The sequence below is a fragment of the Desulfobacterales bacterium genome (assembly GCA_030066985.1).
GTDB lineage: Bacteria > Desulfobacterota > Desulfobacteria > Desulfobacterales > JAHEIW01 > JAHEIW01.
This window is the reverse complement of sequence record JASJAN010000026.1, coordinates 18,803-31,969: the sequence shown is the minus strand read 5'-3', so window position 1 is coordinate 31,969 and position 13,167 is coordinate 18,803. Positions and strand designations below refer to the sequence as shown.

9 protein-coding genes are annotated in these 13,167 nt (G+C 45.6%); all 9 read right to left on the bottom strand.

The features are described from left to right. Positions 1 to 62: 62 nt before the first annotated feature. The gene (locus QNJ26_14610) at positions 63 to 1,454 is read right to left on the bottom strand and encodes an O-antigen ligase family protein (GenBank protein ID MDJ0986771.1); all 1,392 of its coding nucleotides are present in this window, start codon (positions 1,452 to 1,454) and stop codon (positions 63 to 65) included. A gap of 54 nt (positions 1,455 to 1,508) precedes the next feature. Continuing rightward, positions 1,509 to 3,731 carry a polysaccharide biosynthesis tyrosine autokinase gene (locus QNJ26_14605; protein MDJ0986770.1) on the bottom strand — a complete coding sequence of 741 codons (2,223 nt, stop codon included), beginning with the start codon at positions 3,729 to 3,731 and terminating at the stop codon, positions 1,509 to 1,511. A gap of 146 nt (positions 3,732 to 3,877) precedes the next feature. Further along, a complete protein-coding gene (locus tag QNJ26_14600) occupies positions 3,878 to 6,013 on the bottom strand; it encodes an FG-GAP-like repeat-containing protein (GenBank protein MDJ0986769.1) in 2,136 nt (711 codons plus the stop codon). 84 nt (positions 6,014 to 6,097) lie between these two features. Beyond that, a complete protein-coding gene (locus tag QNJ26_14595; protein MDJ0986768.1) occupies positions 6,098 to 6,901 on the bottom strand; it encodes an AAA family ATPase in 804 nt (267 codons plus the stop codon). Between the two features lie 246 nt (positions 6,902 to 7,147). Next, positions 7,148 to 8,056, bottom strand: coding sequence for an HD domain-containing phosphohydrolase (locus tag QNJ26_14590; protein MDJ0986767.1), 909 nt, complete (start codon positions 8,054 to 8,056; stop codon positions 7,148 to 7,150). Between the two features lie 136 nt (positions 8,057 to 8,192). Next, positions 8,193 to 9,509 (bottom strand): MraY family glycosyltransferase, encoded by a 1,317-nt coding sequence (locus QNJ26_14585; GenBank protein ID MDJ0986766.1) that lies wholly within the window; start codon positions 9,507 to 9,509, stop codon positions 8,193 to 8,195. A 321-nt stretch (positions 9,510 to 9,830) separates the two neighbouring features. Continuing rightward, positions 9,831 to 10,904, bottom strand: a complete 1,074-nt coding sequence (locus QNJ26_14580; protein MDJ0986765.1) for a DegT/DnrJ/EryC1/StrS family aminotransferase — start codon at positions 10,902 to 10,904, stop codon at positions 9,831 to 9,833. A gap of 241 nt (positions 10,905 to 11,145) precedes the next feature. After that, positions 11,146 to 11,769 carry a PIG-L deacetylase family protein gene (locus QNJ26_14575; protein MDJ0986764.1) on the bottom strand — a complete coding sequence of 208 codons (624 nt, stop codon included), beginning with the start codon at positions 11,767 to 11,769 and terminating at the stop codon, positions 11,146 to 11,148. Positions 11,770 to 11,955: 186 nt separating this feature from the next. Further along, on the bottom strand, positions 11,956 to 12,651 hold the full coding sequence (locus tag QNJ26_14570) for a WbqC family protein (protein ID MDJ0986763.1): 696 nt from the start codon (positions 12,649 to 12,651) through the stop codon (positions 11,956 to 11,958). Between the last annotated feature and the right edge of the window lie 516 nt (positions 12,652 to 13,167).

Here is a 13,167-nt window from a genome sequence, read left to right as displayed (position 1 = left end):
TGTTTTTTTATTTTATGATGATAGTTAGAATTCGGAGTTTCAAAATGAGGAATGGTGATAGATCATCTAACGGTGGCAAGCCTGGGAGCGGGTGATTCTTGTTCCTGAGCCTGCTCCTGGTGCTGCCGTTCCAGAGTGGGTAGAACAGCGATGATGCCGGCAATAAACCAGAAAGGCTCCATGATCCGTACAATTATGAAGGTATTGGCTCCGATTGCATGGACTAAAAGCCCAACATAGCCAGCCAAAAATCCTAACGCAAGCCCCTTATAGTATGGTATTTTTACGGTCTTCATACAGTCTATAGCCATTTTCAAAACAGAAAACACAAGGTACAGGAAGGCCATTAGTCCCAATAAACCGGTTTCGATAAGCACTCGGGGATATTGAGCGTCTAAGAAATTATAACCGGTAACACCGTAACCAATTATCGGTTTCTTGGGCCAGTCTGACAGAAGCTTTTGTAAACTTGCTATTCTGGCAGATGTCGATGTATCCAGCTGGACATCCCCGATCTGGACCTGACCGGCTTCCTCGGGTTGTGTAAATGTATAAAGTACGCGATCCTTAACTTCCTGGGGAAGAAACAATGGACTTGATAGAAGAGCCAGAGTTAAAAATCCCGTAATAATGATGCGATGTTTGCTAAGCATTGCAAAAGCAAAACATGTCGCAACTAAACCCAGATATGAAGTACGGGATTGGGTAAACAGAAAAGCGGGTATGATCGCGATAATCAAAAACAGATACAACTGTTTAGACCTTGCGCTTTCTGACTTTAGCAATAGGCCAGCCGTCATTGAACCCAATAACAAAAGATAGCCGCCAAAGGTATTGGGCTCACCGATTTCGCCTTCAAACGGGGCACTGACACGCTCTCCAGTCGGAATTTGAAGAATTCCAATAGCGGATGTAATAAAGCAGGTCAGCAAAAGGCAAAAAACAAAGCGTTTTACCTGATCGCTGCTCTTTAGATGATTGACCACCATAAAATAAACAATAAAATATTCGATGTACTTTAATACAAATAAAGGCCCGGTTTTAGCATCCACTGTTCCCGCTAAAATGCCAATGCCTGTCGGCACCAGACAGGCAAGTATGTAAATGAATATGGGTTTATTCAATGGTGTTTTTAGGAAGAGACCGATTTCTTTGTCGACGGCAGTTCTGGCAAACCAGCTAAAACCAATGATAACCAGCAAAAAATCTTCGAACCGCAGCGTAACACCCCTCTGCAATGATCCACCGGAAGTCTCAGCGACGTTGAGTTCCGGGCTCAACAGCATTGAAAATATCAGGATATACAGACCCCACTCAACATTGATAAAAGAAATAACAAATATAGCAGCCACGAGAGCTATGATGATGACAATAGAAGACGAAAATTGCGAGATCAGAAAACTCGCAATGAGGGACAGAGCAATAAAGCAGACCAGTAGGATATTGGGTCGCACAATTATTTCCTGAAATCTAAAAATAGAATAGAAATGTCACATGAAGAATAAATGCTATGAGCTGGCAACTTTTCTTTTGGGTTTAATTTTATTTGATTTGTTGGGGTTTTTTATTTGCTTTTCTTTTTTAGCTGTAGATTCATTCCCATAATAGTAATAGGAATGATACTGGTAGTATTCTGGCCCCGCATCTGATTTTACTTTGTTTAAAATGACACCGGTTAACTTGGCATCGACATTTTCAAGATTGCCCTTGACCCGCTTTAACACACCCCTTCCGATTTTGCCGGTCATGTAAACCAGGATGACCCCGTCTACCAGGGTTGCAATATCCGAAGCATCGGCCACCGGCATCACCGGCGGTGCATCAATAAAAATGAAATCATAGGCGCTTCCGGCTTCTTTTAAGAACTTTTTGAAGCGATGGGATGTTAGAATTTCAGATGGATTCGGCGGTTTGGTCCCGGCCGTTATGATGTGCAGCGTATCCATGCCCGGCGTTCTCAGGATGTCGTCAATTCCAAAATCACCGAGCATGATGTCGGAGATGGCATTGGTGACTTCATTCCAGTGGTAATTTCCCAGAACATAATCCGTCAGTCCCGGAGAAATGGGCAGTCCATAATACTTGTTGACCAGTGGCTTGCGCAAATCACCATCTACCAGCAGCACTTTGTTGCCGGCCTGGGCCATAATCAGGGCCAGGTTAATGGCATTAACGGTTTTCCCCTCCTGCACGAAAGCACTGGTAATCAGGTACGATTTCCCCTTGGTTTCCACCCGCAAAAACTGTAGGTTGGTCCTCAGAGCACGGAAGGCCTCTGCGCCCATCGAACCGGGTTTGAAGTGCGTCACCAGATCACGCGTCCGCGTCCTTTCCGGTTCCCTGCGCTTGCCGCCATTTTTTTTATCAGTTTCTTCACTCTGCAGGAGCGGGATGACACCCAGCACCGGCACCTGTAACAACTCTTCTACATCCTCGATTCGGCCCATAGAGGTGTCAAACACTTCGGCCATAAAAGCAAACACAATGCCAATGATCAATCCGATGACCAGTCCGGTCGATACAATGATCAATTTAGATGGAATGTTGGAAGGTTTGTTCGGCGGCACCGCCGGTTTAACAATAGAAACCTGCTCCACTTTACTGGATTCGGCAATCAAGGTTTCCTGGTATCTTTCTTTGAGCTGGGAATATAATGAGGCCTGCAGATCGACCTCTCTCTGGAGCCTGACCAGCTGCAGTGCTTTTTCCGGCAACCGTTTGTTTTCCTCCTGCAGTTGCGAAAGCCTTTCCGCATGGTTTTTGACTTTGGCTTGCAGTGACTTGAGTAAGGTATTGAGCTCTTTTTCAGCTTCGTAGATGATCGCCCGAATTTGATTGTCGACTTCCTGCACCTGCGGGTGCTTGGCCGTGAAATTGATCAGCAAGGTCTGGCGTTTAATAAACAGCTCGCTGAGTTTCTTTTTGTATGTGTATAAAGGCGATTCCTGACCGGTAGAAAAAAACACTTCCTTGAAGCGCTTTATGGAACCTTTTTTGCTTGAGCCCAGCGCCTTTATCTGGGCGGCAACCTCCTCTGCTTCCGATTTTAGATCATCATATTCTTTTTCGACGCTATAGAGCCTGTCCAGGGTATTCTGGGTCTGGGTATCCATCGAAATCAGGGCATAACCTTCTTTGAAAGCTTGGAGATTTTTTTCGGCTTCTTTGAGTTTGACAGATGTCACGCTTAACTGTTCTTCGATAAAAGTTTTGGTCTCAAATGTCTGTTTGTTTCTTTCGCGAGTGTTGAAATTCTTATAAGCGCGGGCAAAGCCATTGGCAATGGCAGCGGCTTCCACAGGATCTTTCAAGGTGACTTTGATATCGATGATATTGGTGCCATCCTGATGTTCGGCTTCAACGATAGATTTGAGATGTTGAATAACAGAAAGGAACTGCTTGTCGCTGCGGATATCATCCGACGAAACATCTTTGGGTATTTTGCCTAAAATTTGGGCTGCATTTGCCAGTACCGGGAAGCTTTGAATGATGTAGGCATGGGTATCCATATTTTCTGCCTGGGCCCAGTAAGCACCCGTCAAAATGGAACCAATATTGGCGGATCGATCAATTTTAATGGCAGCAACCGCCTCGTAAAGCGGCACAGGCTCTTTGAACTTGGCAAATCCGAAACTGCAAATGCCTACCAAAACAATCAGAAACAGAATCGGCGCTTTTCGTTTACGGATAATATGCCAGTATTCTCTTAAATCTACGTCATATTGCGCCATACCTAATTTCCTTGATTTACCCCTGTCATCAAATCGGGATTTATCTCTGGTCCACTTGATGGTCGCCAACCACTAAAAATATTTATATTTTTGAGGTTTTCGCCTGGAGGATAACTGATCTAAAATAAAAACACCGAACAATCATTTTATCTTTTGTAGACCCTCCAGGTCTTACCCGGCGCCTGAAGGAGTTCAAAGATAGGCCTGACCTGTTCCCAGAAGCGGTTGAAATCGCCAATCCGGCTGCGCGGCACATACACCAGATCTCCGGGGGCTAAGACCACATTTTGAGATTGATCTCCTGCTTCGAGCAGAAGATCTAAATTTGCTGATATGACTTCGGGCCGGGTAATGTCACCCCGAATGACCCGGGTATTGGATTCAGTGGCAAAAACCGTGGGTCCGCCGGCTTCGGCAATGACATTCGCAAGCCGGATATTCGCGTCATTGAATGAGTACGTGCCCGGCTGCATGACCTCACCAAATACGTGGATGCGGTTGCCATCCTTGGATAAGGTCGGAATAAAAATCACATCACGATTGTCCAGTATGAAATCCTTGCCGGGGTCTCCCTGCTGGATGGCCTTGAACAGATTTACCGAAATGGTTTCACCGCTTGCGCGTCGAATATTAACGCCGCTCAGGTTCGCATTTTCAGTTGGTCCTCCAGCTTTTGTCACCATTTCCAGCAGTGTTGTCTTGCCCGTCAGACGATACTCACCCGGACCTGTCCCAGCGGTATTCCTGAAGGCAATCGCTCCGAGAAGCGTTATTGTTTTACTTATATGCTCTTTGATAACCACATCAATTTTGGGTTTTCTGATATAGCTTTTTAGCCTTTTTGTCAGTTGTTGATCCAACTCTAGGGCGGTCAGTCCATCGACAGGAAAATCTTCAACAAAACGGAAGGAAATTTTGCCGTCCGGGCGAACTTGAATTTCCTCTTTTGTGGCCTTTGTCCCTTCCCAGTTGGTGATCTCAAGGATATCACCGGGGCCGATTTTATATTCCACGTACCCATTGGTTGTTTTAAAAACTTCGTTTTCGGTGGGCACTGCTAAGGCCGCCAGTCGATCCACACTTGCCAGTTGTTGAATTTCCATGTTACGGGTGCGAACGACAGGGCCCGAATTAGCAGGCAGAATCTGAATGCCTTCACCATAATTGGCAGCACAGATCTCCGCATGGCCATCAGCATTCAAATCAGCCAGGGCCAGGCCATAATAATTGCCTTCAGCAGGGAATTTCCCCTTGAAGAGTTCCCATCCAAGGTTGCCTTTATTTCTTAAGGCAATAAGCCCTTTTGAGTCCAGAGAACCCGCCACCAGGTCAACAAAAGTATCGCCATCCAGATCAACCGGTACCACATACCAAAAACTGGGCTTTTCCGGAAACGGCATTTTTTGCTTTCCGGGGGTGGTGTCCGATCGCTTGCGCCTTCTAACATCTTTTACCGGTCCGACAACGTATGTAAAATTACCATTGCCATCTCCCAGGAATGTCTGAACACCCGCTTGAAAAGTTGCGGCTAAAATATCCTGATTGCCGTCGCTGTTGATATCACCGACATTGACGCCGTAAAAATTTCCGTCATCCAGGGGTTCTGTCGATAGCCATCTTCCGGTGCCGTCACCCAGCCAGACCCGCAAGCTGCCATGCAGACCCCAGCCGGCGCCAATCAAATCCGGAAAGCCGTCTTTATTTACGTCCGCCACCGCAACGCCAATGTACCGCCCGAGTGTTGTGGGGCCTGTCTCTACCACCCAGCCGCCCCTGCCATCTCCCAGCCACACCTGGACACCGGCTTTTTTATCCTCGGTGGAATTGGCGGCAATAATATCCATGTGCCCGTCAGAATTGACATCCGCCGTTGTTACGATTTCATATTTGTTGATTTTGACGGGCCCGTTTTGCTGCTGCCATTGCCGATCGGATTGATTCATCCACAAACGGATGCCGGAGGTTTCTTTTTGAACCGAAAAGACAATGTCATTGAGCCCGTCGCCGTTGAAATCCGCAACGGCGACCGAGCGCACCTCACCATGGACCGGCAGGATCTGAGGTTCAGAAACCGCACCCTGGCCATCCCCGTAACTGATGGTTATCATGCCGGGCGACGCTGCGCCACCGACAACATCCAGGTTTCCATCATTGTCCATATCCTCGATTACCACCGCCCGGAATTTGCCGGCAACGACAAAATTCTCCGCCTTAGGCGGACCGGCCGATCGAGGTTTGGCCTCATAGGCTTTGTGCTGCGCACAGCCCAAAACCATCAACATGATAAGGCATCCTGCCCATACCAATCCAATTCTTGAACGGGTATTCATTTTTCCAATCCTGCTATGTTTTTTTACAATGTATGTTTATGAATTTAGATCTTCGATAGCTTCTTCAACCACTTTCGTGTCTACTACCTTGGCCTTTTTCATCAATCCGATCAGCAGACAGCGATCACATACATTGTTGACGCGCAATGGAATTCCGCCTGAATATTCGTACAGTTTTTCGATGGCCTCGCGCGTGAAAATGCCGCGTGTGGCCCCTGCACTTTTCAGGCGAAAAACGACATATCTTAAAGTGTTTTCAACATCCAACGGTTCAAGGTTAAACTTTATGCTGATTCTTTCTTTTAGCGGTTGTAATTCAGAAATATTCTTTAGCAGCGGCGGCTGCCCTAACAATACCAGGGTAATCAGAAATTCATCTTCCGACTGGATGTTGAGCAACATCCGCAGTTCATCCAGAGTGGCCTGATTGGATATTACATGGGCTTCATCGATCGCCAATACCGTGCAGATCCCCTGCTCGCCATTTTGAATGAGTAATTTCTGCAAACGATCCAACAAGATGGTTTTAGACCCATTGTCGGAATTGGTATCGCCAAGTTTGAGCAGGATGGCCTTAATCAGATCCGTTGGTTGCAATGCCGGATTCGACAGTATCTGGAACTGGAACTGGTCCCGGCTGAGGTGATTGTTCAGTGCCTTGGTGACGGTCGTCTTACCGCAGCCCACCTCACCGGTGAGCATAGCAACCCCTTTACGGTGCTCGATGGCGTAAAGCAGCCGTCGAAGCGCTTCTTCATGTTGAGGGGATCGGTAAAAGACGTCCCGCGATGGCACATTGCCAAAGGGCGTTTTTTGAAGACCCCAATGCTCTAAATACATGAAAAATTATTTCCCTGTTGATGGATTTTTGTTGACCAAAGTGTTTGCGGTCAACCATTATGAACATACTTTAACTTAAAAGTTAATCTAACTATTTGAAGTTACTTAATTATATATCTTTAAACATTCAGTTCTATTCCACACATGATATATCGGCAAAAAGACTTAAAGACTTAAAGATTTAATCTCAATTTTATTTTATATTCACTTTTTTAATCACTTATTGCTTTTGATCAGTCAATCGCATCACGAATCTGTCATTTGCCGGACTTCCTTTTCACTGATTGAGTCAATAATATTCAAGAGCGGATCTTCGGGCAGCGCCACAATCTTTTCTGTTAACACTTTTCTTTTTTGAGAATCGTACATAATTTTAATTTTAGGCCTCAAAGGCTGATCCGGATAGGTTTCGATGACCTTACCGATCGCATCCGAATTCAGACGGACATAGCTGTGAATTGGAAAAGCGGTAAAAATACTCAACAGCGCCTTTAAGTATTGTTTGCCAAATTTATTTTTACTGGTGTTAATAATTTCTTTGACGGCGGCAAAAGGTGTCCATTTACCCCGTTGCGGTCGGGAATGAATCAAAGACTCGTACATATCCAAAAGGCCGATAATCTGGGCATATTCATGCATTTCATCCGCCTTAAGACCGCGCGGATAGCCACTGCCGTCCGTCCTTTCATAAACCTGAGCCGCACATTCAGCCGTGTAGGCATATTTGGCGTCCAGAGTTCGCAAAATTTTGGAACTTAAATTCGGACGCTGTCTGAAGATTTTGACCTCGTTATTGTTGAGCCGGCCCTGTTTAAAAAGAATGTTTTCCGGAATGGCTGCCATCCCCACATCATGCAGCAAACCCGCCATGCCGATCTCCACCTGTTTGCTGCGGTCAAAACCAAGATGATCGGCCATCTTTATCGCGAAAATGGCAACATTAACCGCATGATAAATGACATACTTGCGCCAGTCGTCCTTATGCAGTGCCATGACCAGAACCGGATCCTGCGGGTGACTATAGTTTACAATTTTTCTAATAATTTCAAAACCTTTATCCAGATCAAACCCTTTGCGGTTGCGCAATGCCTTTAGGACTTCATCCATATAGGTTGCAGCTTCTTCATACAAAAGGTTGCGGCTCTTATCCGGCATGGGCGAGGTCGCCAATTTAGTGCTTGCGAGTGATTCCTCAGGCAGCTTGGAAAAATTTAATTTGCCTGTATTAAAGGCAGATCCCCGCTTTGTTGTTGGCGGTTGGTTGACGATTTTTCTAAATTGAACCACAATATCAATCCCTTAAGTAACGTTTAGATTTTAGCGTTCCATTGGCCAATCGGCCCCGTCGTTCCAGTACTGTAATCAACACAACCATGATGCACGCTTGGATAATGAGCAAAACCGCATCCGTTGGTCGGGCATTGCGCAGGACCACCGCACTGGTCCCCAGACATAGCCCCAGTAAATAGATAAAAAGAACACTTTGCTTGCGACCTCCCAGAACATTGGCCAGACGGTGATGAAGGTGATCTTTGCCGACGTAATCGATCCATTGTTTGAAATTATTGACTTTGCCGGTGATGATTCGATCGATGGTGATGTGCACCATATCAAATATGAGGATCCAGAAAATCAATATCGGTGAGACCAGCGCCACAACCGGATCACTCTGAGCCCAATCGCCATATACCGCCAAGCATGCAAGGATAAAGCCGATCACCACACTGCCGGCATCTCCCAGAAAAATGGCCGCATTTTTTTTGCGCCGGAAATTAAACGGCAAAAAACCAAGACAGGCACCCAGCATGGCAACGGCGATCCATCCTAAAAACGGTTGAGCGGTTTGAAAAGCCACCACACCCAAAAAGAATGAAATTAATGCGCCCAGTCCGGCAGCCAATCCGTCCATGCCGTCAAAAAAATTCATGGCATTGGTGATCCCGATAATCCAGAAAACGGTCAGTAAATAATTGCCAATCAGCCCCAGAATACCCAGGTCGGTCGGTAAAACCCGCAGCACAATCCCGTAGCTCATCACCAGCAGCGTGCACACCATCTGCGTCGCCAATTTAAACCCGGCCGATATTTCTTTAAAATCGTCGATGATTCCAATCCCGAACAACATCAATGAAGTAATCAGAATGATCAAAACCTGTTGCGAAAAAATACCATTCATCAGCAAAGCAACACCGAAACCAATAAAAACAGCAGCGCCACCCAGCAGCGGAGTGGCTTCTTTATGAAGTTTGCGGGTATCGGGTATGTCAAGGATATTCAATTTTCTGGCTATCCCGGCAAAAACAGGGTTCAGGCAAAAAGAAAGCGAAAATGAAAGACTCAGGATATGCGCCCATCTCAAGCCGGTCTGACTAAAAAATTGCTGCACCTGAGGCGTAAACAGCATAACGGTTAAGGCCGCAATCACAGTGTAAAGGAAAAAGTTGACGTTCAAAGACTGAGAAAGTTCCTGGATGAGGCCCGCCTTTTTAACCGTTTGGTCCTGACCAACAATCAGTTTGACAGGCGGGTGCCTGTCTGTGGGTTTAGCCGGCAAAGCAACAGAATTAATCAAGCTGTTTGCCGCTTCGTCTTTTACGATTTCAGCCATAAAGTGTTTTAAATATTATTAAAAATTTCAAATTCGTTTTGTGAAAACCCGGATAAGGGATATTCTATTTTTACGCTCAAACCGATGAAGGCAGATCGTAACACACTGAATAAATTCACAAATTTAAATTAGTTCGATCAAGAATGAAATAAAATCAATGCTTGCATTGCAATCTGCACATTTCGTGCCATTTGGCAGGAGGTCGGGCAGGGTTATAAATATATGATTTTTATTGTAAAATTTACACTGTCATGTTTTTACCCATTCATACTGTCAAAATACCGGCAATTTATTCCTTGTCCGTCATTGGGTTGCCGATTTTTAGCGGTATTTTTCATAATTCCTGATAAAACAGTCAGATACTCTGTCGATAGCCGCGGATGGCAATGAAGGATAAATGGGAATGGACAAGGTGGTTTTCCAGGCGTGGTCGGTTATTGGATAACCATCTGTTTTTAAATGCCGGTGAATCGGCAAAAATATCGGCCGGGCGCTTCCGATCTCCTGCTTTCCCAGATTTCGAATCATAGCCTCGCAATCAGAATCCAGACCAACAGTAAACCGGTAATAGATGTGCTCATCCTGTTCCACAGGCAATTTAACCGCTAGGCTATCAAATGCCTGGATATAGTTTTGGGCAATCTTTCGCCTGCGCGAAATAAACTCATCGAGCCGCCCCAGCTGCACTTTTCCGAGGGCCGCCTGCATGTCGGTCATCTTATAATTGTATCGGGTTCGATCCGCCGCCTTCTCATCATAGGTTTTTAAATCTCGAATCCGTTCCAACAATTCCGGCGATTTGGAAATAACCATTCCGCCTTCGCCGGCGGCCATTACTTTGGTGGCATAAAAGGAAAATATGGCCGCCTGACCGAATGTGCCGAGCATTTTATTATGGTAGGTTCCCCCCACCGCCTGGGCGCAGTCTTCGATAAGCGGGACATTCAAATCTAAAAACCGATCCAGATCAACTGCTAAACCAAACAGATGCGGGACAATGATGGCTTTGGTTTGCTCCGTTATTCGCTTTTGGACATCTGATGCATCCAGATTATACGACCGCGGATCAATTTCGGCCAACACGGGCTTTGCCCCGACGTATTCAATTGCATGCAGCAGGGCCGTACACACATAGCTGGGAATGATGACCTCATTGCCGGGCCCCACATCCATTGCCAGAAGGGTTAGGTGCAGCGCTGCCGTCCCGGAGCTCACCGCCACGGCATCCCGAATACCCATTTTTTGGGCAAAAGCCTTTTCGAAATCTGAAACGACCTTTCCCTCGGCAATATGGCCCGAGCTGACTACCGCGGCAACTGCCCGAGCTTCATCTTCGCCAAGGGTTGGTTGTGAATGAGGGATAAAAGTGTTGCTAATGTTGGGGGTGCTGGCCATAACAATTCATAAAGAGTGAATTTCTATTTGTTGCTTTTTTCTTTCAAAACTCGAAATCCGAATTCCTAAATCATCTTTTTTTAAATTTTTGTCTTTGTTCATTCGGACCTGCACGGTGGAATGCCGCCATTTGCGACCCTCCTACGGAGGATTCCACTGGGTAAATTTCGGTTTTCGAGATTCGAATTTCGGATTTATTAATAATTAAACATATTTTGCCACAAGAAATTGGTAAGCTCTTTTAAATATTAATAAAAAGGCGTAGGCTATGGAATGCTTCTGCAAATTTAACCCTGCCCTGGATACCGCGAAAATTGGCGCTCGAACGGGCGACCTCAACAATGGACAAATCTTCGATATTGGTTTTCATTACCTGGGATCGATGTGCCTGGAGCGCTTTGATTTTTTTGTCGAGGGTATCGGCGATATCCACAAATACATGGGGCTTGAAGTTTTGAGTGGTGGGACCTTCAAAAAATAGGACGTTGCGAATGTACCGAGTGGCTGACATGACGGCCTGGGTCAGATGGCGGTGGTCCTGGTGGGTATCATCCGGATAATGGCAAAAAATAAAATCCGGCTTGATTTTTTTGATAACCGCTTCGATCTTGCCAATCAACTCAATATCCACCTGCAGGTGTGTATCCTCATACCCGCCCCAGAAAATATCCTCTGCACCCAATATGGCTTTGGATGCTTCCTGCTCTTCGGCCCGAGTGGCAGAATCCGCGCCTGAGCCGCCTTTGGTCATAATATGCAAAAATAGGCGATGACCTCCCTCGGTATATTTAATTAGCGTTCCACCGCAGCCGAATTCAATATCGTCCGGATGCGCACCAATTGCCAGAATGGTTGCTTTTTGCATGGCTCCCCTTCAAATGCATTCAAGTTTTTCTTATCATGATACAAATCAAAGAATGCTTGCTCAAAATTGTTGCCGGAGTGATGGAGTGTTGGAGTAATGGAGTAATGGTATGAAGAAGTTTTGAACCACATTTGTTCAACTCATTCAGCACTCCAGCACTCCAGTACTCCATTACTCCATGTCAACTTAAGACGAGCCTTCATTAGCTCTTTTAATCACTTCGAGACTTTCAGGTCCGCAATTAAACAGCAAATCCACAATCGACAGGTGCGACTCAAATTCAGCGAACATTTGCGGATAAACGGGATGTTTAAAGTTCTGGGTGATAACATTAATCCCATTTTGGGCAAACCGCTCCAGGTCCATATAATTGGCACCGCCCTCTCCTGCTAGATAGGTGTCCGCGCCAACAGCCTTGCAAATATCGATGAGCCGATCGGTGGGTTCTTCCCTTAGGTCCAGCTCCGATGAAACCACTGTCTGTTTTGCATCCATGTTTAATGCTTTTCTCAGCCGCTCCAGCAAATGGATATTGAGTTCGGAAATAAACTCCCATTCCCTGGAAAAAGTATCTTCGAAAATATCACCGTAGGATTTAAAAAAGGGCGCGCGGCTGTAATTGGTGATCAGCGCCTGCAGGTGCTTTTTCTGCCAGCCGGTCGTATGGTTGATCGGGACCTCGTTGATTTTATCCGGAAAATGATAGCGCACCGGCACTGTCAGCCATTGCCAGCCTTGAGCGGTTTTAATTCGGTTTCGATTTTGCCACTCGCTTTTTTTATACTGGACATCATTCAGATAGCAGAACACATCTGCCCTATTCATCTTATCAAAATACCCGAGCCAGGGCAGATATTGGGGCTGGTGAATGGCAACGATCAAAAGGGAAAGTCCTGTCTTTTAATTTGGCCAAAATTACATTTCGGCTTTTTTTTAATGCAATAAGTCTCTATAATGATAAAATTCTAAATGGAGCGTTTCAAATTCTAAAAATAAAATTTAAATTTAACTAATAGTAATTCTGCCTTTTTAATTTTTACAATTTGAACCCTTTGGGCTTCGCTGACAGCTACGCCCCAACAAGTCGGGCTTGCCGATCTTACCGCATCTACTGCTTCAGATGTCGTCCCACATAGTTAACTATTGTGGAACAACATCTTCCTTGTAGCTGCGACAACCTCGACAAGCGCTCAGCTTAGAAAAGAATATCATACTGATAAGTGGTTAGCAAACTTTTGAAAACCAAAAAACTATCGATTAACCATTAAACAGACCGGTTTACCCCTGGTTCTTGTCGGTTAGATACTTATTAGTATCCATCCGGAAACTAACGTTAAAATAAATTTGTTTCCACTTTGGTCCGCCTATGGCGGATTTCGATGAGTCCGCCTGAGGCGG